The following is a 24,798-nucleotide window of genomic DNA, read 5'->3' on the forward strand; positions in this document are numbered from 1 at the left end:
TGCTCCTTTCCTATTGATAAAAACCTTTTACGGGAGATCCGTAATTTTTAATATCGGCAAATGCAGTTGCCCCTGTAAATATTTGATTTATTGTCCCAATCATAGACATACAAAGATGCATCAAGTCTTTCTCCAATATATCTATGATTGCTTTATTTATTGATGGATAAGAGAGGTCTTTTACAATTATCATATCGTCCGAAACAAAATATTTAGGAACTGTGTTTTCAATTAACTCCCTTATATTTGAAACAGTATATAAAGTCGATGCATAAACTAGATTGGAAGGCAAGACTATTTTTATATCTAGGTTGTCGTTCAACACATCAATTTCGTCATAATTAGACATAAATATTATTTTGTAATCCATTTTTTAATATAATAAATCTCTAGCAACTTCAAATATTCTCTCTATCACTTGTGGCTGGTTTGCTTTATTAGAATATCCTACAATCTCTACTCCATTTTCAACATTTTTAAAATAGACCCTAGCTCCACCTGCGCTCCGAGCCTCAAATATGCTTTCCCTATATTTTTAGTTCCAATACCTGGGTTTAGATTACCATTCTGTAATTGCTTAATTAGTGCATTAGCCTCTTTTCTCAATTTATCATTACCCTTAAAAGCTTCTTGTGCTAATTTTAATATTTTTGCGTCCTTCTTAACAGAAGAAGTTACTCTAAGTGCTTTAAACACCTTACCAATTTTTGCAAAACTAGGAATAGGAGGAGTTCCTGTTAGAGGCTTAGGGGTAGTAAATGCCCAACCATCTGCATCTGCAACTACCGTGTATCCATTATATTGAGCATCTCTTCCTCCATTAGCACTGCTATACCACAGGCGGGACCAAAAGCCTTCCACAGCAGGTAGGACTTTTACTCTTGTCGAAGTGATTTCTATGCCAAGCAAATTTATGGTTGTGGTTATTTTACTAGTATCTGCTGATAGACCATCTGGATCAATCATAAGGACAGGGTTATTTAAAGCATAAACAAATGGAGATATTTCATCTGTCATCTCCGCCAGCGGATCAATAACATTCCACCGCCCTATCACCGGGTCATAGAACCTCGCCCCGTAGTCGTAACGATTAAGACAAACCTAAGTACTAAAGAGTTATAACATTACCAAAATTCATAATCAGAATTTGTATTATAAACCCAAGATTTACCATTATAATCTAATCGTATAAAAACTTTTTCTTTTGAAATCGGCTGAGTTTGTTGAGATGTTCTATCTTGCCCATCATTACAAAATTTTTTGATAATGCCATAAAAGGAAATTGAAGCTTTGTTATCGTATTTAATCATCAATCTATTTGGTTGGTATTCCCTACACTCATCATCTCTATAATACCCTATTTTGAGTCCTTCCTTATTGATCTTTCTACTATCAAAAGTTAATCTTAAATCTTTTCCATCAATGCTATATATAAAGTAATAATCGTATTCTCTATAATTATAGATACCTCCAAACATAATTTCGTTATTAACATTTATAACTTTATTAAACTCAATCGGTACCAAATAACCATTTTCCTTAGAAGCGTTGATAAAAGTATAGTGCCTTGGAACATTTGTGGCTATATCTCCTTTAATCTCTATTTTAAAAATCTCAATGCCCTTGGAAGTCTCTGCTAAGTCAATATCAATTGTTTTCCCATGAAAATAATTATTAATTAGCCACGTAGTTAGTTTAGATTTATCTAACGCAATAGCACTCTCCATTGGAAGTCTATTTATTTTATCACCGAAGATGTAGATTTTTTCCTTTGTTTGCACATTTTTGGCTACTTTATCTTTTGGGTGATTGGAGCAACCTAATGATGACAAACCCATCAAAAGCATTATTAGTATTGTTTTCATTTTATTCAATGGATTTATAAATTTTTAATACCGTTTGCAGGTACCCTGGTTCCTTTTTGCCTGGCCCATACAGCTCCTTCTGCAAAACAACAAACAAAGAAATTGTCAACAACAGGCACAAGTCATCTAACCCTCAAACCCTAGGCACAAGAATATGCCAATTGGGGTACCGCAAATAATATAATATATCAATCCTTGACTCTTTCTCTATAAGTTATGGGAATATCTTCAAATCGCGGTATATCTAACATACTAGGTAACCAATTCGATACTCCTTCCAAGATATCTTCATTTGATAGCCGTTTGGTAAGAGGATCAGACCTTAAAACTTTAAAAGCGATCGCACTAAATTCATCCAAGGACAATTCTTCCTTCCTTTCCTTCATTTTATCTTTTAACAACTCGATTACGATCCTTAATCTCAAAATATTATCTGCATACACAGAAATTCCTTCTAAATGCTTTACCTTTTCATATTCTGATTTTATAGTGGAGAAAATGAAATAGTTCCCATCTTTTGTATAAAACCAATTTCCGGAATATTTATCTCCATTATTACTATATTTCAGATGCGGTAAATCATTCTTCTCAATATCGAAATCTACCTCATCAGTCTTTAAGACTTTTGCAATTCCTCTTTTCTGCGGTATCTCTGACAATACCCTACCAAACATCAATACCCTTTCTTCGACATTATGAAATGGAGAAAAAACACTCACCAAACACTTATCTGTTCCATTAAGCTCTTTCAGCAAAATATAAGAACAATTTATATTTTCCATTTTGAAGTCTTTCAATAGCCCTATCTCAGAAAAAGGTATACTTGCCAAAGGCAGTTTTATATAAGTTTCTTTCATTTTTATTAGAATAATTCTTTCCAATGAGGTACATTCTTCTCCAGCCATTGAGATGCTTTAGCCCCATATTCCGCATAATCAGGGCATTTGGGGTTAAACGCATTACGGATGTTTGCTACTGGACCTTTCGATTTTGAATATTCAAGCACTTTTTGTTCCACAGCTCTCAATAACTTTGGATCATCTATACCATTTAGAACAGGCTCAATCTTCATAAGAGCTCTTTCTGCCTTGGTGTATCTCTTAAAGACATTAAATGCCTTACCAATATATGGCAACCCTAATTTAGTGCCTTTAGTAAATTGTGTTAAAGCCGCTCTTAACTCCAATATCTGGCATTGTTAATACAATAGGCTTAGGCAATGTATAGGTATATCCATCTGCGTCTGCAACTACTGTATAACCATTATATTGAGCATCTCTCCCTCCATTAAAGCTACCGTACCATAGACGAGACCAAAAGCCATCTACTCGATCTAAAACTTTTACCCTCTTTACTATTTACTATTAATACTTCCTTTAAACTATAAACAGTATCTGCTGAAAGACCATCTGGGTCTATCATTAATATTGGATTATTCATCGCATAATTATATGGCGATAAATAATCGGTACCTTCCGCCAGCGGGTCCACCACATTCCTCGCACTGACGCGAGCAATGCTGTATATGGTCATAATAGGCTTGTCGGCTCTTACCAAACAATCTACAAAGTGGTCCGACGCCCATCCTTGTAATGCGTTTCTCCCTGATCAGCTTTACTGTTTGGTACCACCCTTTTTTCTGATGGGAACCTTATGCGCCCTTTCGCCGTGGTCGATCATCGAGTTTAGGCCGTAAATCAGGACATTTGCCTTTTCTAGGGCTTTTTCAAGATCCTTAATCCGTTTCTTGAGCGCAGCGGCATCTTTTGTCTTTGGCTTCTCCATGGGAGCTAAAGTTACGGCTCCTTTCTCTAATTTTTTCTTGTAGCCGTTAATCCAGTTGGTCAGCATGTAGGTATTTACCAGACCGTACTTTTTAGCGACTTCGTCCTTGGAATAGTTCTGGTAGACCACAAGCTCTACCAGCTTTTCCTTGAGTTCCTCTGGATAATCAAATCTTGCGATTGCTTGTTCTTTCATCTTCAGTTAAGGGTTTATCCAAAAACTGTAAAGTTATAGGCGTATAAGACCGCTCTTGTATCACATGATCAATTATTTGACCTGCACTTTCTTTTCCGTTCCATTGCTGAAATCCCCATGAGCTGGCGATGTTGCATCCTGCAAAGCAGGCAGGCAGGGTAGTATACCCCTATCCAATATTAGACAGATTCTTCGTCGGATTTCAGTAATCTAAAAATTGAACTCTTCAATTTTTCCATCGCCTACACCTAACAAACATTTAATACTTTTATTTTTTTCATTATCATAAAAAGCGACAGGTCCTGAATAATGTGAGTTATGCAATTGAATCTCTGTCCAGCTTTTGCCATTATCCTCGCTATAAAAGAAATGATTTTCGACATTTATCGTTCCACGTTCTCCGACCATGATTACTATTTTATGATTAAAAACATGCATAATTTTAGGGAAAATTCTGTTTTCTGAACCAAATACCTTAACAACTTCATTTTTGCCTTTCATATCCCCTATTAATAGAAATGCACTATCTGCCTTCTGACATAGCGTAAAAATTTGATTATCAAAAACTTTTACAGTTTTGGGTAATATCTTCCGATCGTATTTTAAAATAGTTTGGCTAGAGTATTTCTGCTCACCTTTTAGCAATTTCTGAAAGATATAGCTCTTGCTATCACTATCTCTAGCAAGTTCAAAAATCTCATCACCGTGGGAAAATGCTTGATCTACTATGTCTGGACTTAAGATTTTATATTTCTTTTTTGAAACTTCAAAAAGTTGATAATTATCATCATATTGTAATCTACCTTCACAAATAAACAAGTCGTTTTCTCTTTTAATGATACTTCTCAGGTACAATGGCGAATTGAGGATCAAACTTAGGTGGTCTCCATTTTCACTAAGGCTGTATATTGAGGTTCTATCTTTAGAATATTTCATTATATATATAGAAGAATCTACTTTTTGAATCAACCAATTGGCATTAATCCCCAGCTGCTGTTCTTTCAGAACTTTCCCATTGTTATCCGTTGAAACGAGGAATGCTGTATCATTCCTTGATGCTATTCCGCTACTATCATTCCATTCCGCCCTGCCATGTTGGTTAACGATAGAAAGTAATTTAGTATCATCTACGATTAAGACATCAGAAATAATGCCTTTACTCCTATTTGTTACTTTTATAATATTACTTTCGCTCAAGTAGAAATTTTCACATCCTAAGAAAATCATAACTAAAATTATTAATACCCATTTCCCTTTTTGTGCTCTCATTTTAAACCAAAGATATATTTATTGATAAACCGTACAATTTCTTTAACTGGAACTTTTTGCTGTTTGGCATAGTTCGTTATTAATCTGTTTATTTCCCTTTTATCTTTAACTGCCCCAGAAAATTGAACGAATGCAAATAATTTGTTATCGTTATAAAGTTTCAATTGATCTTTTCCCACGGCTGCTGCTTGTTTAACACCTCTTGTTGAAAAAAGATCAATGGCATCAACTGTTAGCATTATTTTTACCTTATCTAAAACTTCAAGGTCTAAAATACCAGCATCTTCATATGCTTTAACATGTGTGTCAAATGCAAAATCTTGAAATTTCTCATTATCTAACTCAATGTTAGGATTTTTGGCTATACCTGCTTCCATTTCATATTGTAGGTTCAACAAGGCATCGTCAAGCCATTGTTTACCTTCATCACTTAAAGTTTTCCTCACGCTCTTAAACTTGTTCAGATATTTATTACCATAACTCATATAATATTCGGGAGCTTTTTTCCCCGGATGTCTCTCTTTGAAACTTTTCTCTCTATCCTGATAATAGTATGAACCGTATCTTATTTTGTGGGTGTTTATAAAATCTGCAATCTCAGCCTGATCGCTAGTTGACCAGTTGCCGTTAGCATCATAGGCCCACATTCCATCTGCCGATCACCGGATCATAGAACCTGGCGCCGTAATCGTAATGATGCAGCATTTAAAGCACGCCAGAAACCTTCTAAATCTATAGTCGGCGCCTGACAACCATCAATATGATGTATATTACTATTAGTGACAATACAATTCCAGCAAATTTCAAATCTGTATTTAAAGGTATTTTATGTCCTGAACCATGATATACTAATATTGTGAATAAAACAAAGAGAATCAAAATTATTATTAGCCATTGGCTTGCTTGAATTAATGTTTTCATTATCATCTAAAATTAATTGTTCCCTGAAATCCAGCTTTTAACAACATACCAATTGTTCGACTCAATTGATCAGCAGACATCCCTTGGAAATCCAACTCTTCTTTATCTTTGAATTTAACTTCTTTACCCGCCATCAATCTAACAATTATCCCAGCAGATCTCGTTAAATTTTCTGCTTTTTCAGTTGGACCATACATATCATTATACATTGCTCCCACAGACGGTAAGTTAAGTCCCAAGTGATCTTCCGTCCTTCTTCCGTTATGAGCTATCGCATCTTGCAAAGCATGCATACCTTGCCCATACTTCTTAAGATTTTTACCGCCTTCTGAGGCAAAAACATTGTCCCACCCGAACTTCAGTCCTCTAGCTAGTGCCTCTCGTTGTTTCATCCCTCCTTTTGCTTCAACATCACTCATCATGCTATGCCACCTACTATTTGACTCATCTTGAGACCCACTTGTAAGTGAATAGTCAATTCCATTTCTGTAATTATGTTTTTGCGGATTCTTACCTCCTCCATGCAAAAGATAATCGAAATTGAGAACTGTTACAGAAGGGTGATCGGCATATGTACTTGAATAATGAGCCATTACATCCGCATCTTTTTTTGAATATCCAAGCGCTAATAATGCCTTATATGTTATATTATAATGTACAGAAACAGCATATCGCCCATCATTATCTATCATGTTAGCTGGATTATTAACTCCATATATATACGGACTAATAGAAATCATTTTCTCTGCTAGCGGATCCACCACGTTCCACCTGCCGATCACCGGATCATAGAACCTTGCGCCGTAATCATACTGTCCAAGTTCCTCCTGCAGCTCCTTGCCATTGTAGGTGTAGTTAATCTTGGGTGCACTGACCTTACGGTTGATCTCCATGCCAAAGGGCAGATAATCCGTCTGTTGAAGCACAGACCCTGCCTCATTGTACACTACCCTGGTATTGCCCAGGTGGTCCTTCAGAAAATACTCATACTGGTAGCTAGCCCCGTTCTTTCTGGCTATGCCCCCGTCCAAATGTAAAAGATCGATCGTTGCACCGGATCCGTTGACAACATACTCTATCCCGCCTATGTACTGGCGTACCTCGGCGGCCGACTGTTTGTCTGTAACTCCCGTTAAATAATTCGTCATGTCGAGGTTACGAGGCATCTATATAGGTCATCAAATAAATTTATTTCTGTACCCCCAAATAGCAAATGCTCCCAAACTTTAATCACCTTCACCCAGCACCCAACTAATGCCTTCTATTTTTTCCTCCTTGTTCTTTTGCGGCACCTTGGTTTCCGATGCCGGGCTAAAAACCTTCCCATTATTTAGCTGCACCGCAAAATTAATCTGACAGGCAAAATACCTGCGGTCGCCCGTCATGCCCCTATCACGGTAAGAAGCGCCCAAAGCTACCAACAATCCCTTTTTACCTTGTTGGGTAGTTGGTATGGCCACCCTGGCACCTGTAAAAATGGGCATTGAAATATCGATCACAAGGTCTTCCATTTTAAATACCTCATAGTCGTCTCCCTCCAAATCAAAATTAAAGATCATGAGCTGCAATAGTATTTTCTGGAATTTTGGGTTTGTTTTAAACCATAAACTGCTTTTTTCTTTTTCCATGGCAATTTGCAAAGTGCCGTCTTCCCCTATCTGGTATTGTGGAAATTTGGCAAGCAGCTTATCTAAACTGGTATAGGGATTAAACTCAAATCCAACCAATTGAGACAGGTTGGCATGCAGCAAGCTTTTTTTACCTTTTAGGGCAGCGGGTATGGTTTTAAACAAGGCATTTACCCTTGCATTTAAACGATTTACAATACCCCTGTAGCCATAGTATTCTATCAAGGGGGCAAAAGCTTTTCTGATATATGCTGCACTAGTACTTGCCCGCCCAAAGTCTGTGCTGCTTTTTTTACTTTCTTCCGAAAGTTCATAGGGTTTACTGGTGTGTCTTTTCACATCTTTTTTTTCACGTTGGTAGAACACCATATTGCCCAGCTTGCCAGAACGCTTTACCAAGCTTTGTTGAGTAGCCATAATTTAGTATCTTTAGAGGTCTTCTGTTAAAGATAAACCATTTCAGGTTTATCTCCAAAGTCCGCCTTTAGCCCGCATCTACTCCACCATTAGTCCACATTCAGTCCGCTTGTACTTGTATTGTGCTTTGGCCTTAATTCGAATTTATGCTGTAGCCACTATGGATGATAGGCTTGGCTACGCCATACCTGTTCTTAAAAAATTGATGGTTTTCCGAAGCCTTTACGAACAAGTTTCGAACGGCTTTAAAATTATTTATAAGGCTGGCTATAACAGGTTCATCCCAAAAAGTGTGGCAATGTGTCCTTTCAGTTTACGTTTTACCTCGTCCATATCAAGGGTGCTGCCTAATTCCTGCTGCATAGAAGTTACAGCCTTGTCGTCAATACCACAGGGCACTATGTTTTTAAAATAGTCGAGGTCTACATTTACGTTGAAGGCAAAACCATGCATGGTTACCCAACGGCTGCAGCGCACCCCCATGGCACAAATTTTACGGGCCTTGTCATTATCTGCATCTAGCCAAACGCCCGTGTAGCCGGGGTACCTACCCGCTTTAATACCATATTCGGCCAGCGTAAGTATAACCGCTTCTTCCAAGGTGCGTAGGTAGAGGTGTATATCGGTAAAAAAATTATCCAAATCTAATATGGGATAGCCCACAATTTGCCCAGGCCCATGATAGGTAATGTCTCCGCCCCTATTAATTTTATAGTAAGTGGCTTCTTTATCCTTCAGGCCCTGCTCATCCAACAGTAAATTTTCTGGATGGCCGCTTTTACCCAGGGTATATACATGTGGGTGTTCGCAAAAAATAAGATAGTTCGGCGTAGGCTCATCTCTGTTTTCTGTACGGTTTTTCACTTTTAATGCCACCGTTTCTCCAAAAATACCTTCTTGCCTATCCCAAGCCACTTGGTAATCGGTCAATCCCCAATCTATAAATTTTACTTCCTTGTTCATTCTTTGTTGGTTGGGTTTTTCGTTTTTTGGTTGGTTGGTTTTTTAGTGTTTTCTATCCAATGACATAGCCCAACATATAGCCATCTTTAGTTTTAAAATAATTCACGGTAAGTTCCCTTGCACCCTCTGGCAAATCTACCAAGGCCTTTAGCATACCTTTATCTCTTAACTTAAAAGGCCTTATATGCATATCCCTTTTAAATTCCAACGCTTTTTTACCATGCCATTTATAAATGGCCTCTTTGGCACACCAACAAACGTACAGCCCATCAATGTCGTTCCCAATTTGTTTTTGGGCCAGTTCTATATCAGACAGGAACTTATGCCTAACCAGCTTGATCTTATGCTTGATCAGTTCCATGTCTATCCCCACCTTTTTATCCTTGCTTATAATTACCGCTGCATAATCATAAGAGTGGCTTAGGGAAATGTGATAGTCATAATTGACCAGATAGGGCTTTCCGTGATCGTCCATCTGGCAATCAATATATTCCTTGGTATTGAGCATGGTTCTGAGCAACAGCCTGGTGCTTAGCCACTGCAGCGCCCTTTTTTCGCTCTTAAACGATACGATAATATCCAGCTCATGCTGCTTGAGCTGTAGCCCGGCCATTAACTCGTTATGGCTTTCCTCAATTTTCCATACGGCAAGTTCGGTATGGGGGTCAATTTTTATATCGAAAACTATGGGCATCTCAAAATAATTGCCACAAAAATAACGAATTTTTGGCATGGCGCATGGCACAATAAATAACAGACTTTGCAAACTGCCCGTTGCCACATGCCAAACACCCCTTCATTACCCGCTTCACCTACTTTGCGCTTTGCCAATTTTCACCTAATTTAGTCCAAAATACTTAAAAATGATATTATCAGATAAACGGATACTTGAAGAAATAGACAAAGGCACTATCATTATCGAACCCTTTAAACCAGCCTGTTTAGGCACCAATTCATACGACGTGCACTTGGGTAAATACCTGGCCACCTATAAAGACCGCGTACTTGATGCCAAATCACACAACCAGATAGCACATTTTGAAATCCCTAAGGAAGGCTTTGTTCTACAGCCGGGCACCCTTTATTTGGGCGTAACGGTAGAGTATACCGAAACGCATGGCCATGTTCCTTTTTTAGAGGGCAAAAGCAGTACCGGACGCCTAGGTATTGACATACATGCTACTGCCGGCAAGGGCGATGTAGGTTTTTGCAATACATGGACCCTGGAGATTTCATGCGTTCAGCCTGTAAGAATATATGCAGGCATGCCCATTGGACAACTGATCTATTTTGTAGTAGAAGGCAAAATAGAAAATATGTACAACACTAAAAACAATGCAAAATACAATAACAAAACTACCAAACCTGTGGAAAGTATGATGTGGAAAAATAACTTTTGAACCTTTTGCCCAAAAAAACAGTCTATACTTTATAAATAAAGACATAGCTTTTTGTATCTTGAAACCATATTTCATTAAAACCCAATGAAAAACAAACTTTTAGCATTAACGGCTGCCCTTTTTAGCATCTTTTGCATCTCCTCTCTTTGGGCCAAAGAGGATCCGCTGGCCACCTTCCTCAAAAAACTGGAGCAAATTACCAGTGCACGAGCACAAGAGAAGGTATACCTACATTTGGACAAGCCCTATTATGCCATTGGCGATGATATATGGTTCAAGGCCTACACCATAAATGCCAAAACAGGCCTCCCTTCTATGAACAGTGGTTTGCTATACGTTGAGCTGATCAATGACAAAGATTCTATTGCCAAACAGGTGCTACTTCCCATGAAAGCTGGCATTACCTGGGGCAACTTTAAGCTTACCGATTCCCTACAGGAAGGTAACTACAGAATTAGGGCCTATACCCAATGGATGAGAAACGCAGGTCCCGAATTCTTTTTCGACAAAACCATAAAAATTGGAAATTCTTGGGCAAACAAGGTATTTACCAAATCGAGCAATGTAATTAGTACGGAAAATAACCAGCAAAAGATAGCCACAACCATACAGTTTAGCGATAAGCAAAACCTCCCCTATCAAAACTGTGAGGTAAGCTATGAAGTAAAATTGAACAATAAGAATGTGGAACGTGGCAAGGGCCTCACAAATGTTAAAGGCGAAGTGGTAATAAACATGACCAATAAACAGCCTGATGTTTACAAGAGCGGACATATTTTCGCCACCATTACACTACCCAACAAACAGAAAATTACCAAGGAAATTCCATTAAAGACCAATTCTCAGGATATTGATGTACAATTCTTCCCTGAAGGAGGAAAATTGGTAGAGAACCTGCCCAACAAAATTGCCATAAAGTCCATTAACACCAATGGACTGGGAGAATTTGCCAAAGGGGTGATCTTAAATAATGATGGCACCGAGATTTCCAATTTTGAAACCAATAAACTAGGTATGGGATCTTTTTTCTTAAACCCATTCCCAGGCCAGAATTATAAAGCAAAATTGGTCTTTGCTAACGGCACAGAAAAAACACTGGAACTGCCAAAGGCCGACAAAAGCGGCTGCATACTATCGGTAAATAATACAGACAGTAGTAAAATGGCCATTAAGGTTTACATTTCTGAAGATCTGTTGAACAAAGAAGATTATTATTTGGTTGCCCAGCGCAATGGAACGGTCTACTTTTCTACCACATTGTCTTCTAGTAAACAAGTTATTTCGTTAACGGTTCCCAAAGACAGCTTACCTTCTGGCATTGTACAGATTTCTCTATTATCTCGTGCGTTTGTGCCATTGAACGAACGGATCGTCTTTGTCAACAATATTTCCGATAAGATCAACATTAGTCCCGAAAACCTGAAAGACAGTTATGCCAAAAGAAGCAAGGTAGAATTTTCTGTAGCGGCAACTAATAGTAACAAACCCGTTTTGGGAAGTTTTTCTGTAGCAGTTACCAATACCACCGCAGTGAAACCCGATCCGGAAAACGAAAGCAATATCCTAACCCGCTTGTTGTTGACCTCAGACCTGACTGGTTATGTAGAAAAACCAAACTATTATTTCCTTAACCAGGACAAGACCACCCGTCATGACCTAGATAACTTACTGCTTACCCAAGGCTGGAGAAAAATTAACTGGAAACAGATTTCAGACAATCAGGAACCACCAATTACTTTTCCTGCCCAAAAGAGACTTCAGATTAGCGGAACGGTAACCAAAGGGGGAAAACCTGTAGTAAAAGGAAAGATTATGCTCGTTTCATTTACAGGCGGCTTTTTTGCTACAGACACTTTGACCGATGAAAAAGGCCGCTTCAACTTCGACAAAATTGAATTTTTGGACAGCACCAAATTTGTGGTTCAGGCCAGAACGGAAAAAGACAGAAAATTTGTAGACATTGTAATGGACGTGGTGCCGGGCCAGGTCGTAACCAAGAACCCCAATACGGGCGACATTGAGGTGAATGTTAACCAATCGTTAGCGGGCTATCTTGAAGAGAGCAATAAATATTTTGACGACCAAACCAAAAGAGGCCTACTTAGCAGAACCATATTATTGGATGAAGTAAATATTGTAGAAAAACGGAAACCCGTTTCCAACTCTTCCAATTTAAATGGCGCAGGAAATGCCGATGCTGTTTTTACGGCAAAAGACCTGGAAACAGCCTTCTCCCTATCCCAATACTTGCAAGGGCGTATTGCAGGGGTACAAATTCGGGACGGTAAAGCCTATGCCAGAGGAAGTCAAACACCAATGACCGTAATGGTAGACGGAATGAACTTTGGCAGTGACGACTTTAACCTTGACGATATTGTAGTTCAGGACATAGAAACCGTAGAAATATTAAAAAGCATTGCCAACACCGCAATTTATGGAATGAACGGTGGTTCTGGAGTGATTGTCATTACCACAAAAAGGGGCGACGGAGTGAGGTCCGTAAATCCATATACACCTGGTTTAATCAACTATACTCCTAAAGGCTACACCGTGGTCAAAGAATTTTATTCGCCCAAATATGATGTTAAACCAGACAGCAGGCCAGATTTCAGAACCACCGTTTTCTGGGAACCTCAATTAGCTACCGACAATGATGGGAAGGCTAAAATCAGTTATTTCAACACTGATGTTCCAGGAGTATATAGGATCGTTATAGAAGGTATAGATATAAATGGAAGTTTGGCCAGGAAAGTGCTCACTTATGAGGTTAAATAAATTTATGCTTGCATAATAAACTTCAATGCTTTAGCTTTATAAAATAAACCTTTAAAAGGAAAGCATGAACACTATTCAAACCACTATTAAAGACAAACTGGCCATTATTACGCTAAATAGAGGAAAATCTAATTCGTTGAACCGGGAAATGGTGACCGAATTGGGCGACATGCTGCACAACATTGAAAACGATGAGCAGATTGGCGGGGTGCTTATTACGGGAAAAGAACATTTCTTTTCCGCTGGCTTAGATTTAATAGAGCTTTATCATTATAGCGAAGAGGAGGCCAAAAGCTTTTGGCACCTGTTCCTAAATTTTACCGCAAAGATTACCGCCTTCAAAAAGCCTTTGGTAGCTGCTATTAATGGCCATAGCCCTGCTGGTGGTTGTGTAATTGCCTTGGCCTGCGACGCCAGGGTAATGGCCGAAGGCAAATATATTATAGGACTAAATGAAGTGCCCGTAGGCATTATTGTGCCCGATAGTATCTTTAAACTGTATGCCTTTTGGTTGGGCCATGCCAATGCCTATCGAAACCTATTGGCAGGAAAGCTATTTGCCCCGGAAGAAGCCTTGCAGGTGGGTTTGGTTGATGAGATTGTAAAACAGGAAAGCATACTGACGGCTGCAGAAAGAAAGGTAAGAAAATATATGGCCTTTGAAGCCAATACTTGGCAACAGAGCAAGCTCAATTTACGCAAAGACCTTATTGCACATACCAGTGCCGACCAAACAAAAGACCTGGAGATCATGTTGAAACAATGGTGGTCGCCAAGTACCAGAGCGATCTTAAAATCGTTGATAGACGGACTAAAAGCCAAAAGTTAAAAGTCGATAATCAAAAGTGTTAGGTGCAAAGGCTATCACGCAATGCAAATCTCATATCTCACATTTAAATACGAATCTCTAATTACTAAATATTCCGGATATGTACAATCAGCCCATGTTAAAAGATGATTCCTTAAAAGGAAAAACCATAGTAGTAACCGGTGGTGGTACAGGCTTGGGCCGCGCCATGGGAACTTATTTTTTAAAGTTAGGTGCCAACCTGGTGATTACCAGCAGAAAACTGGAGGTATTGCAAAAAACTGCCGATGAAATGGCCGCCGAAACGGGAGCTAAGGTTTTGGCCGTACAATGTGATGTAAGGGACTACGAGCAGGTAGAGAATATGCTACAGAAGAGCATCGAAAAGTTTGGCAAGGTTGATGGACTATTGAATAATGCCGCAGGAAACTTTATCTCTCCTACAGAAAGGCTATCGGCCAATGCCTTTTCAAGTATTATTGATATTGTACTAAAGGGAACAGTAAACTGTACTTTGGCATTTGGTAAACACTGGATTAGTCAAAAACAAGCAGCAAACGTATTAAATATTGTAACCACCTATGCCTTTACCGGCTCTGCTTATGTGGTGCCTTCGGCCTGTGCCAAGGGCGGCGTATTAGCCCTAACGAGATCTTTAGCTGTTGAATGGGGCAAATATGGCATACGTACCAATGCCATTGCCCCTGGCCCATTTCCTACCAAGGGCGCTTGGGACAGGCTCCTGCCAGGCGATTTGGCCGAAAAGTTTGACTTCAAAAATCGTGTTCCCTTAAAACGGGTGGGAGATAATCAAGAGTTGGCTAATCTGGCAGCTTTTTTAATTAGTGATTTTTCCAGCTATATCAATGGCGAAGTGATTACCATTGACGGTGGCGAATGGCTACAGGGTGCGGGTCAAATGAACGGCTTGGAAGCCATACCAACCGAAATGTGGGACATGTTGGAACAGATGACCAGGAGTGCCAAAGGGAGTTAAGTAACTTAATTTCGGGTTAAGGCAAGTCAAAAAAGTACGTTTTGCGTTCAAACCTATTTTCCCCTGAATGGCCGGTTGGGCCTGATTCTGCAAAGCAACTGTCTTGGCCCATTATGGCTTGCCACATTAGCCAAGGTCGGTCTTAAAGGTGAACGCAGGAAGCTAGTGAGATCACTCTTTATCCCGAAATTACATCAAGTAATGAACTTGTCATTCCGACTTTGGAAGAATCTATAACAAGCATAATTGAAACATTATTAAAAAGATTCTTCACTACCGATAAAATCGGCACAAGATGCGCTCTGAATGACAGCTTAGGATTTAAAAATCACCTCCGTTGCGCCATAACCAAATTTCTCTTTATGAGCATCCATAAAGGTACGTACCTGTGCATGCTTACTAATGGTTCTATGGATATGGTCTCTTAAGGTACCATTACCTACACCATGTATAAATATAATAGAAGGCATTTGATGTACAATAGCAGCATCTAAAGCTTTCTGAAATTCATCTAATTGAACATTCAATATCTCTGTTTGGGAGAGAAAATGATGGTCATCCCTCAATTTTTCAATATGCAGGTCTATTTCTTTTGCCGGTCTGGGCAACTTGGGTTTGTCCTCTTTTTGGGTAAAGAAGCTCTCTTTTAGTCTTTGTGCATCAATAACAACAGCAGCTTCATCTAAACGCAGTTCCCAACCATATTTGTTGAGTTCTACAATCTGTTTCTTAGCCCCGCTAAAGTCTTTAGCCCTAAATCTTTTCTCTAGCAATAAAGGAGCTTTCGGTTTTACATTTTCAGGCGTAAAATAAAGCACCTGAAAAGTAAAATTAGGCCAATTATCCAAATCGCCTAGGTTGGCCGTATAAATCTGTACACTGCCCTTTGGCTGGATCACGCCTGCAAAGTCACCTTTATACTTACCGCTTCGTTCTGTTTTTAAGGTAAGCAGCAATTGATAAGAGCTCCGGTTTACCAGGGTAAAATGTGCTACTACCGAGGCTTTATGGTCTTCGGCTACGGCCAAATAAACACCTTCTTCCACAAATTTCTCATCAACCTGCTTGCTTGGCATGGCATTGTTTACCGTATCGGCATTGCTGTGGTGGCCATGTACATAAGTAAGATTATTTTTGGCCACAGGTATCTCAAAGCCATCGGAATCGGTTACCCCTACGGTTAGTGCATCTATTTCACGGGTGATATAACCTTCTCTTTTTTCGTCAACAAAACGAACGTAATCTCCTATTTTGAACATATTTTTGAGTTATGGGTTACGAGTTAAGGTTATGGGCTATCCTACATGTTATAACTCATAACTAGCAACCCACAACCAAATTTACCATTTTATTAAAGCGCTGGCCCAAGTAAAGCCAGAACCAAAAGCAGCTAAGCAAATTAAATCTCCTTCTTTTATTTTTCCTGCTTCCCAAGCTTCGCTTAAAGCTATGGGTACCGATGCTGCCGTAGTGTTTCCATACTTCTGTATATTGTTAAACACCTTATCGTCGCTTAGTCCCAGCAATTGCTGTACATATTGGCTAATGCGTAAATTGGCTTGATGTGGCACCAATAGATCGATATCATTGGCACTAAGGTGATTTGCAGCCAAAGCTTCGTTAATGACTTCGGGAAACTTGACCACTGCTTTTTTAAATACCGCAGGTCCATCCATATAAGGCAATGCCGCGCCACTTTCCAACTGCTCGGTGGTCATAAATAATCCGCCCAATTCCTGGTCGGGGAAAGGTGGTTTGTTCTTCAGCCATTTATTGGCATGTGCGCCTGGATAATACATGGCCAAGATTTCGGCATCAGCACCATCACTGTGCAAGTGTGTACTCAAAATACCTTGTCCTTTCTTTTCTGCTCTTTGCAGAACAACGGCTCCTGCCCCGTCACCAAAAATAACCGACACGTTACGGCTACGGGTATCAAAATCCATGGCAAAGGAATGTTTTTCACTACCCACTACCAATATATTTTTGTACATGCCCGTCTTGATAAATTGGTCGGCAACGGAAAGGGCATACACAAAGCCAGAACATTGGTTGCGAATATCCAAAGCACCAATCTCCTTCATCTTCATTTCACGTTGCAACAAAACACCACAGCCTGGAAAATAATAATCTGGGCTTAAAGTGGCAAATATAATAAAGTCGATGTCTTGTGCTGTTGTACCTGCTCGTTCCATTGCCACTTTTGCCGCTTCAATGCCCATGGTGGTGGTGGTTTCTTCGTACCTATCTGCAAAACGGCGCTCTTTAATGCCTGTACGTTCTTGTATCCACTCATCACTGGTTTCCATGAAGCGCGATAAATCGTTATTGGTATATACGTTTTTAGGCACGTAGTGACCTATGCCAGCAATTTTTGAACTATACATATTAGGCGGTTTGATAAACAAAGATAGGCTAATTTACGGTTTTGTTGGAACAAAGAGTAAGGAGCAAAGAATAAGGACTACACCATATTGCATTTTTCATTGCGGCACTTTGCGAATACCTTTTTAAGCAGAGAATGGAGGGATTTATCTAACAGCATTAAGTTTAATGTGAGGTTTTTGTTAGCTAAACCCGGTAGTAGCGGAAATATCCCGGTTTTTCATCGGGAATTGAAGTGGATAACGGGGCTATCATGACCTAAGAACCACAGGTTTTGATTTTCCTAATCAAATCGTAAATCTAAAATCGTATTTCGTAAATCTATTTGTATTTTTGTATCATGTCAACACAAACCAAGGAAGAAACATTTACCCTTGAAGAGATTTTAACCTCACTCAAAACTGTCCATCGTTTAATTCTTTGGAACGATGATGTAAATACTTTTGACCATGTAATTTGGTGCATGATGAAATATTTGGACTACAACGAAGCTCAAGCTGAAAAGATTGCTTGGGAAGTACACAACAAAGGTAAATGTGCCGTATTGGAAGGTTCATTTACGGAAATGGAAGTTTATCGAAAAATTTTGCAACAAGAGGGGCTTACCGTTACCGTAGATTAACCTTCGACCTATATTCTTCCAATTTTTTCATGGCGGTAGCTGTTACCTTTTCCCTGAAAAACTTTGTCCAGCCCAAAAGAAAACCACCTCCACCAAATGCCTGTTTTGCCCAATTATAGAAGTTGAAGTGGTCTGTATGCCTAACAATTTTTCCATCTTGAATTTCAAATTCGGCATCAATTTTATTCACCACCTTATTTCCCGTTGCCGTAAAAGTGTAGCTTGCTTCCCAATGTGCGGTGACCAAACCTTCTTTCTCCCGAACATCACGATGTACAATCTTTAGATCACCACTTCTTGACAAGAGCATTTGCCACATGGCCTTTACCTGCTCGGCATTCAGGTGCTTAAAAACCGCATCGTTAAAAATAGCAGAGTCGGCATAACAGTGCTGCATGCCCTGAAAATCTTTCTTGCCAAAGCTCGTATAAAACTGATCGATCAGTTGTTCATTAGGTGTCATATAAAAAGATTTAAGTTACAAAGGTTAAATTTATAAAAACAATTAACCTCCTAAAAACATTAAATTTATAAGTCGATTGTATTTTTATCTATCGAACTTGATCATCAATTAAAATTTAACCATTATGAAAAGAAATGCAACCGCCGTTTGGAACGGCACTGGAAAAGATGGCAAAGGTACACTGACCACCCAAAGCACCACCTTAAATGCTACCCAATATTCCTTCAAGAGCCGATTTGAGGAAGGTGTTGGCACCAATCCAGAAGAATTAGTTGCCGCAGCGCATGCCGGATGCTTTAGCATGAAATTAAGTTTCAATATTTCTGCAGAAAATATTACTCCTGAATCTATAGAAACAAAAGCAACCGTAAACCTAAACCCAGAAAAAGGCGAGATAGACAATATTCATTTGGTGGTGAAGGTAAAGGCCGACGGATTGTCTAAAGAGAAATTTGACGAATTGGTAGCCGATGCCAAGGCAAACTGCCCCATCTCGAAATTGCTGAATACAGAAATTACTTTAGAATCGGAGTTGTTATAAACAATTTTTTCATTCTTGTAAGGGTTATCTAAAAGTTCCACACTAACCGCCATACCCAGCCCGCCTAGCTGCGGCCGACAGGATTGGGTAGCTTAATAATCCTTTTTTGGGGTTCCTGTGCTCATGGGGTTGGCCATAAGACTTTTAGATACCCTTTTTTGTTTTAACTAAAAATACAGTTGGTTTAGTTACAAAAAATAGTACTTTTGGTACTTAAGCTTAACACTAATTTCTCTGTTTCTTATGAAGAAGATTTTTTTAATTATTGCACTGATTTCTTTGGCATTCAACAGCTTTTCTCAAAATATTTTCAGCCTTTTTGGCAAAGCCAATACCTTTTTCGATCTTTTTGCTGCCGGAAAATTTGAGGAGGCTCATAACTATTTCTCTGAAGAGGGAAAAGCTAGGGTAAGTACGGAAAATCTAAAGCAATTTTGGACAAATTTAGAAAGTAGACTGGGGAAAGTTACAGCTATTGATGCTTCTGGCAGCAAAGCGCAGGGCGATTATTATGCCATTACCGTGAATGGTGAATTTGAGAAAGACAAGCAGGATTTTATTTTACTATTTGACAAGAATGAAAAATTAGTCGGTTTACATATGCCTCCAAAGGCGGCTATCTATAAAAAGCCCGTTTATGCCGATACAACTTTATACAAAGAAAAATCAACATATATTGAATTTCCCGGCCACCAACTGGCCACCATTATCACTACCCCCAAAAATGTCGCTAAATTTCCCGTGGTGGTATTGGTTCATGGCTCTGGGCCTAATGACATGGACGAAACGGTTGGCCCCAATAAGCCTTTTAAAGATATAGCCGCAGGCCTGGCCGCCAAGGGAATTGCCACCATACGTTATGTAAAGAGAACCATGGTCTACCCTAACGATTTCAGTAAATCTTTTACAGTTAAAGAGGAAACCATAGATGATGCACTTCTGGCCATCAATATGGCTAAAAAAATAGAAGGAGCAGATCCAAAAAGCATTTATTTATTGGGGCATAGCCTTGGAGGAATGTTGGCGCCAAGGTTAGCTACTTTAGCTCCAGATTTAAAAGGGATTATTTTAGCAGCCGCTCCCGCCCGCAAACTTACCGATCTTATTATCGAACAGAACGAATACATGGCTGCACAAACTAGGGACACCTCTGCAACCATGCAGCAACAGTTGAAAGAAGCCATTTCCCAAATAGAAAAGAGCAGGTTCACCGAACTGGGAAGCATGAAACCCGACTCAGTGGTTATAGGCTTACCTGCGAGTTATTGGGTAGACCTGAATAATTATGACCAGGTTGCCGTGGCGAAGAAGCTAAACAAGCAACGTATTTTTATTATACAAGGCGGATACGACTTTCAGGTTTCGGAAGCGGATTACAACCTATGGCATGCCGCACTAGACAATAAAAGTAACGTTACCCTAAAGCTATACCCAGATTTAAACCATTTGCTAAGCCCACAAACAGAAAAAGGTACCATCCTTCAATATCAGGTTCCAGCTAATGTAGATGAAGAGGTCATAACCGATATTGCCACTTGGATAAAACAGAAATAATTAGAAAGACAGATTTTCCATCCATTGAAACCAGTTTTTAACTTTGAAATCGTAATTTAAAGTTTGAGGCACATTACTACTATTGACCTGTTTCCATGGTAATAGTTCCCGTTTAAATTTGGCTTCTTCCATACCCGATCTTAAGCATAGGCTTTCATAAAACTCAGCCCTGTTTGGATGATGGGGTGTTACGGCATGATAGATTTTACCGAAATTTTGTGTTTCGATAATTTTCAGGCAAATGCCTATGCAATCTTGCAATTCGATCAGATTGATTGGAGCCAGGCCATTTGGAATATCCCTTTTTCCTGCAAAATGTCTTGCCAAATTTCTGTTCTTTCCAATCAGACCAGCAAAACGTACAATAGTAGTGCTAAAGTTTTCATGCCTCCTCAACAAATCTTCTGTGGCCAATATCGCCCGCCCTGCGTCTGTTTGAGGGTGAGGGCGCGTATTTTCGTCGACTGCAAAGTTCCCATCTTCAAAAACTCCTGTCGAACTCACAAAAACCACTTGTTGTACCTGTTGTTTTGCCGCTGCTATGACCTTCTTTATTTTGTCGGGATATTGAGATGAGCTTTCCGCTTTAGCCCTTGGCGGCACGCTGATAAAAAGAACATCGGCATTAAAGAAATCACTTGGCAAATACTCTTCTTCATTTAAGTTGATTAGATAAGGTTTAATACCTTCTGCACTCAACTTTTCTAGCTTATCTGCACTTGTTGTAGACCCTTTAACCCCATAACTTCGCTCCAGTAAGGCTTTTGCAAATGCCAAGCCAAACCAACCGCAACCTAAAATACTGACCGTCTTTATTTCCATTTGTTTGCAAAATAACATAATTATGTCTAGCCTGAAATCATCAAAGATTTATTCTGTAATTTTAGCTCACAACTAAACCGATCCCAATTAATCGGGAAAGTTCATTAATGCCATTGAAAAAATCATATCACACATTAACAAAACAAAAGAATAAAAAAATGAAATCATCAATCAAACTCATTTTAGTACTTTTTGTACTGGTTACCTTGGGCGAAAACCTTAAGGCACAAGGCTTAAAATTACCTCAAGCAAGTACACCACAAACCATTACACAAGATTTTGGATTAGGTAAGATTACCTTAAGCTATTCTCGTCCAAATGTAAAAGGTCGTAAAATTTTTGGCGGTTTAGAACCTTATGATAAAGTTTGGCGCACTGGAGCCAACTCTGCTACGGTCATTAAATTTACCGATGCGGTGAAAATTGAAGGAAAAGAGCTGGCTGCTGGTGAATACGCTTTATTTACTATTCCCGGTAAAACAGAATGGACCATTATCTTCAATAAAGGTGTTAAGGAATGGGGTGCTTATACCTATAGCGAGGCCAATGATGTGCTTCGTGTAAAAGTAAAACCTACGACCTTGAAGGACAAAGTAGAAACTTTTACCATCCAATTTGCCAACGTATATGACTCGTCTGCCCAAATGCAATTAGCATGGGAAAATACCTTGGTAAGTATAAACCTGAGCGCTGCTGTAGATGAGAGGGTAATGGCCAATATTGCCGAGGCAATGAAGGGAGAGAAAAAACCTTACTTTGAAGCCGCACAATACTATTATAGCAATGGGAAAGACCTTAAAACAGCTTTAGAATGGATGAACGAAGCTGAAAAACAAATGACCGATGCGCCTTGGGTAAAACTATGGAAAGGTCGCGTTCAGTTAAAAATGGGTGACAAAGCTGGTGCTGCAAAAACGGCAAAAGAAGGAATAGAAATTGCCACTAAGATTAAAAACGACGAATACATTCGCCTGAATACCCAGTTGTTGGAAGAAACAAAGAAATAGTAGTACCTCATTACGAGGTACGAAACAATCTTAAAGCGCCATGCAACTGTCGTAGGATTGCTTCGTACCTTGTAACAACGAAAATAATTAGAGTCATTGCGAGCTTTGCGAAGCAATCTCTTATAACGCTTTTTATCCCTGAGACTTGGAAAGTCCTTAAACGACGAAGCCCTGAACTTTGCCATTAAAAATCAATAACCAACAAAAGTTAAACTCCCTAAGCCTTATAAATTTTAGGTCTATTAGAACTTTAAACCGTGGGACTTGCTTCAACGGTTTTTTCTTTGATCAATCGCTGTAGTATACAAGCAATAATAACCACAGCCAAACAGCCCACCACATTTAACCATAAATAGGCAACAACCTCATTAAAGCCCAGAATACACACCATCAGTTCAGCTAAAATTGCGGCATAAAAAACCGCTTTACCTTTTACTTGCTTAACGTAAAAAGCGACCAGAAAAACCCCTAAAATAGTTCCATAAATAAAGGACCCCAAAATATTTACCGCTTCTATCAGATTACCAATTTTACTGGTGTAAAGTGCCATAATGATACACGCCAAGCCCCATAAAATGGTGGCCCATCTTGAGGCACTTACGTATTGCCCATCGTTGCCCGTTGTATTAATGAGGCGTTTGTAAATATCCACTACCGTGGTAGAGGCCAAAGAATTTAGCGCACTTGCCGTAGAACCCATGGAAGCCAAAAAGATAATGGCAATAAGCAGGCCTATCAATCCTTTTGGAAGATATTCGGTAACAAAGCTCAAAAAGATATAATTATTGTCATTGGTCGATGCCTTTTCATCATTCTTTAACATCAAGGCCTTCACGCTTTCTTTGATTTCTTTGGCCTCTTCATCTGCCTTTTTTACCGCTATACGTTGTTGATCGATCGCTATTTGGTCATTATGCGATAATGCCTCATCCAATTTTTGTACCTCTACCTTTTTTTGCTCAAAATGTTGATCATATTGCAGTTGTAGCTGCGCCAACTCTTCTTTATGCTCGCTGCTCTTTAGCTTATTAAGCTCGTAACTATTGAAAAACAATGGCGCCTTGTTATATTGATAAAAGGTAAAAACCAATACGCCGATTAGCAAAATGAGAAACTGCATGGGAATTTTGACCAAACCATTCATTAACAGGCCCAACCTACTTTGTCCAACAGAAGCTCCGGTCAAATACCTCCCCACCTGACTTTGATCGGTGCCGAAATAAGAAAGCTGCAAGAAAAAACCGCCAATTATTCCACTCCAAACATTGTAGGGATTGGTCCAACTAAAGTCGAAATCGATGGCATTGGTGCGCCCCATTTTTCCGGCAATACTAATGGCCTTACCCAATCCCACACTTGCGGGCAATAGATGTACCACCACTACCCCAGCAGCAAAAAGCCCGCTAAAAATAATGGTCATCTGCAATAATTGTGTATATGATACCGCTTTTGTACCCCCAAATACCGTATAAAAGATCACCAATCCACCCATAAACAAGGTGGTATAAGTGGTATTGATGTTTAAGATGGTAGAAAGAATAATGGCAGGTGCGTAAATGGTAATTCCTGTAGACAATCCCCTCTGGATAAGGAACAAAAATGCCGTTAGGGCTCTGGTCTTAAAATCGAAGCGTTGTTCAAGATATTCATATGCCGTATACACTTTCAAACGATGAAAGATGGGTACGAAGGTGATACAGAGTACAATCATGGCCAAGGGCAGACCAAAATAAAACTGTACAAAGCTCATGCCCGAAGAATAAGCCAAACCTGGAGCAGAAAGAAAAGTAATGGCACTGGCCTGTGTAGCCATTACCGAAAGGCAAACGGTATACCAGGGCATACTTTGACCACCCAACAGATAGGCATCCATGCTTTTGGTGCCCCTACTTTTGTAAACCCCATAACCCACTATGCCCAACAGGGTGAGGAGCAATACGGCCCAATCTATATTACTCATTTAAAATAGTTGGTAAAAGCATAAAACAATACGATTAATAAGACCAGCCACAGCAGTAACAGGTAATAAAACTGTTTCCAGCTTTTCACGAAAGGGGGTAGGTCATTTTTACTTTGATTCATTTGATTTTTATGATTACGATGATGGCCTATATTTTTTGTTAGCAAAACGCTTAAAATTCGAAGTTCTTTCTCCAAAATTGATTAGCAAGCCCACCTCTAGCTTATAGGCTTCTAGATAATTAATTGCTTGCGCAAAATGCACATCTTCTATTTGAGTTCTTGCTTTCAGCTCAACCGAAATTACACCTTCAACTAAAAAATCAACTCCGTTGCCAAGAGCACGATGTACATGCATGGCACAACGTATGATTTTAGCGGTTAGCTCTGAATATCTGTACTGTTCATTAATCATAGTAAAT

At 39.3% G+C, this 24,798-nt stretch carries 25 protein-coding genes and 1 pseudogene; 8 read left to right on the forward strand and 18 right to left on the reverse strand.

From position 1 onward, the window contains the following. Nucleotides 1-10: 10 nt before the first annotated feature. The 12 genes and pseudogenes from JHD79_RS00380 to JHD79_RS00435 all read right to left on the reverse strand — a co-directional run bounded on the left by JHD79_RS00380 (nt 11) and on the right by JHD79_RS00435 (nt 9,776). The gene (locus JHD79_RS00380; RefSeq protein ID WP_199117097.1) at nt 11-370 is read right to left on the reverse strand and encodes a hypothetical protein; all 360 of its coding nucleotides are present in this window, start codon (nt 368-370) and stop codon (nt 11-13) included. An 86-nt stretch (nt 371-456) separates the two neighbouring features. Continuing rightward, a pseudogene (locus JHD79_RS00385) lies at nt 457-1,074 on the reverse strand (RHS repeat domain-containing protein); the annotation flags it as partial. Nucleotides 1,075-1,124: 50 nt separating this feature from the next. Then, a complete protein-coding gene (locus tag JHD79_RS00390) occupies nt 1,125-1,865 on the reverse strand; it encodes a hypothetical protein (RefSeq protein WP_199117099.1) in 741 nt (246 codons plus the stop codon). A gap of 188 nt (nt 1,866-2,053) precedes the next feature. After that, nucleotides 2,054-2,770, reverse strand: a complete 717-nt coding sequence (locus JHD79_RS00395; protein ID WP_199117100.1) for a hypothetical protein — start codon at nt 2,768-2,770, stop codon at nt 2,054-2,056. Next, nucleotides 2,728-3,051, reverse strand: coding sequence for a hypothetical protein (locus tag JHD79_RS00400; RefSeq protein WP_199117101.1), 324 nt, complete (start codon nt 3,049-3,051; stop codon nt 2,728-2,730). The genes JHD79_RS00395 and JHD79_RS00400 overlap by 43 nt, the downstream gene beginning before the upstream one ends. A 428-nt stretch (nt 3,052-3,479) precedes the next feature. After that, nucleotides 3,480-3,845: a transposase gene (locus JHD79_RS00405; protein ID WP_199117102.1), complete on the reverse strand. Its 366-nt coding sequence runs from the start codon at nt 3,843-3,845 to the stop codon at nt 3,480-3,482. A 210-nt stretch (nt 3,846-4,055) separates the two neighbouring features. After that, a complete protein-coding gene (locus JHD79_RS00410) occupies nt 4,056-5,114 on the reverse strand; it encodes a hypothetical protein (protein ID WP_199117103.1) in 1,059 nt (352 codons plus the stop codon). Continuing rightward, on the reverse strand, nt 5,111-5,761 hold the full coding sequence (locus JHD79_RS00415) for a hypothetical protein (protein ID WP_199117104.1): 651 nt from the start codon (nt 5,759-5,761) through the stop codon (nt 5,111-5,113). Before JHD79_RS00415 ends, JHD79_RS00410 begins: the two co-directional genes overlap by 4 nt. Nucleotides 5,762-6,037: 276 nt before the next feature. After that, nucleotides 6,038-7,066, reverse strand: coding sequence for an RHS repeat domain-containing protein (locus tag JHD79_RS00420; RefSeq protein WP_233164500.1), 1,029 nt, complete (start codon nt 7,064-7,066; stop codon nt 6,038-6,040). A gap of 195 nt (nt 7,067-7,261) precedes the next feature. Continuing rightward, nucleotides 7,262-8,080 (reverse strand): hypothetical protein, encoded by an 819-nt coding sequence (locus JHD79_RS00425; RefSeq protein ID WP_199117106.1) that lies wholly within the window; start codon nt 8,078-8,080, stop codon nt 7,262-7,264. A gap of 267 nt (nt 8,081-8,347) precedes the next feature. Next, nucleotides 8,348-9,043, reverse strand: coding sequence for a lipoyl(octanoyl) transferase LipB (gene lipB / locus JHD79_RS00430; protein WP_199117107.1), 696 nt, complete (start codon nt 9,041-9,043; stop codon nt 8,348-8,350). A gap of 52 nt (nt 9,044-9,095) precedes the next feature. Beyond that, the gene (locus tag JHD79_RS00435) at nt 9,096-9,776 is read right to left on the reverse strand and encodes a 4'-phosphopantetheinyl transferase superfamily protein (protein WP_370583292.1); all 681 of its coding nucleotides are present in this window, start codon (nt 9,774-9,776) and stop codon (nt 9,096-9,098) included. Between the two features lie 130 nt (nt 9,777-9,906). On the opposite strand from JHD79_RS00435, the gene dcd reads away from it, so the two are divergent. From dcd to JHD79_RS00455, 4 genes are all read left to right on the forward strand, one after another. After that, nucleotides 9,907-10,443: a dCTP deaminase gene (dcd, locus tag JHD79_RS00440; protein WP_199117108.1), complete on the forward strand. Its 537-nt coding sequence runs from the start codon at nt 9,907-9,909 to the stop codon at nt 10,441-10,443. An 84-nt stretch (nt 10,444-10,527) separates the two neighbouring features. Beyond that, nucleotides 10,528-13,218 (forward strand): TonB-dependent receptor plug domain-containing protein, encoded by a 2,691-nt coding sequence (locus JHD79_RS00445; protein WP_199117109.1) that lies wholly within the window; start codon nt 10,528-10,530, stop codon nt 13,216-13,218. A 64-nt stretch (nt 13,219-13,282) separates the two neighbouring features. Continuing rightward, nucleotides 13,283-14,047, forward strand: a complete 765-nt coding sequence (locus JHD79_RS00450; protein ID WP_199117110.1) for an enoyl-CoA hydratase/isomerase family protein — start codon at nt 13,283-13,285, stop codon at nt 14,045-14,047. 100 nt (nt 14,048-14,147) lie between these two features. Beyond that, nucleotides 14,148-15,023, forward strand: a complete 876-nt coding sequence (locus JHD79_RS00455) for an SDR family oxidoreductase (protein ID WP_199117111.1) — start codon at nt 14,148-14,150, stop codon at nt 15,021-15,023. Nucleotides 15,024-15,337: 314 nt separating this feature from the next. Here JHD79_RS00455 and JHD79_RS00460 read toward each other — a convergent pair whose 3' ends face one another. Further along, nucleotides 15,338-16,282 (reverse strand): Smr/MutS family protein, encoded by a 945-nt coding sequence (locus tag JHD79_RS00460; RefSeq protein WP_199117112.1) that lies wholly within the window; start codon nt 16,280-16,282, stop codon nt 15,338-15,340. Between the two features lie 81 nt (nt 16,283-16,363). Further along, nucleotides 16,364-17,410 carry a 3-oxoacyl-ACP synthase III family protein gene (locus JHD79_RS00465; protein ID WP_199117113.1) on the reverse strand — a complete coding sequence of 349 codons (1,047 nt, stop codon included), beginning with the start codon at nt 17,408-17,410 and terminating at the stop codon, nt 16,364-16,366. Between the two features lie 338 nt (nt 17,411-17,748). On the opposite strand from JHD79_RS00465, the gene JHD79_RS00470 reads away from it, so the two are divergent. Next, entirely contained in the window at nt 17,749-18,030 is a 282-nt protein-coding gene (locus tag JHD79_RS00470; RefSeq protein WP_199117114.1) for an ATP-dependent Clp protease adaptor ClpS, read from the forward strand. Here the strand turns inward: JHD79_RS00470 and JHD79_RS00475 are convergent. Continuing rightward, nucleotides 18,017-18,493: a nuclear transport factor 2 family protein gene (locus JHD79_RS00475; RefSeq protein WP_199117115.1), complete on the reverse strand. Its 477-nt coding sequence runs from the start codon at nt 18,491-18,493 to the stop codon at nt 18,017-18,019. The genes JHD79_RS00470 and JHD79_RS00475 overlap by 14 nt on opposite strands. Before the next feature lie 124 nt (nt 18,494-18,617). Here JHD79_RS00475 and JHD79_RS00480 point away from each other — a divergent pair, with 124 nt between their 5' ends. After that, complete coding sequence (locus tag JHD79_RS00480; protein WP_199117116.1) at nt 18,618-19,034, forward strand: OsmC family protein; 417 nt, start codon at nt 18,618-18,620, stop codon at nt 19,032-19,034. Nucleotides 19,035-19,277: 243 nt separating this feature from the next. Further along, a complete protein-coding gene (locus tag JHD79_RS00485; protein WP_199117117.1) occupies nt 19,278-20,588 on the forward strand; it encodes an alpha/beta fold hydrolase in 1,311 nt (436 codons plus the stop codon). Here the strand turns inward: JHD79_RS00485 and JHD79_RS00490 are convergent, their stop codons facing one another. Continuing rightward, nucleotides 20,589-21,410, reverse strand: a complete 822-nt coding sequence (locus JHD79_RS00490; protein WP_199117118.1) for an NAD(P)H-binding protein — start codon at nt 21,408-21,410, stop codon at nt 20,589-20,591. A 158-nt stretch (nt 21,411-21,568) separates the two neighbouring features. On the opposite strand from JHD79_RS00490, the gene JHD79_RS00495 reads away from it, so the two are divergent. Further along, on the forward strand, nt 21,569-22,417 hold the full coding sequence (locus JHD79_RS00495) for a DUF2911 domain-containing protein (RefSeq protein WP_199117119.1): 849 nt from the start codon (nt 21,569-21,571) through the stop codon (nt 22,415-22,417). A 250-nt stretch (nt 22,418-22,667) separates the two neighbouring features. Here the strand turns inward: JHD79_RS00495 and JHD79_RS00500 are convergent, their stop codons facing one another. After that, nucleotides 22,668-24,377, reverse strand: coding sequence for a sodium:solute symporter (locus JHD79_RS00500; RefSeq protein ID WP_199117120.1), 1,710 nt, complete (start codon nt 24,375-24,377; stop codon nt 22,668-22,670). 135 nt (nt 24,378-24,512) lie between these two features. After that, nucleotides 24,513-24,791, reverse strand: coding sequence for a GxxExxY protein (locus tag JHD79_RS00505; RefSeq protein ID WP_199117121.1), 279 nt, complete (start codon nt 24,789-24,791; stop codon nt 24,513-24,515). Between the last annotated feature and the right edge of the window lie 7 nt (nt 24,792-24,798).

It is taken from the genome of Pedobacter sp. ASV28, assembly GCF_016428855.1.
Classification (GTDB): Bacteria; Bacteroidota; Bacteroidia; order Sphingobacteriales; family Sphingobacteriaceae; genus Pedobacter.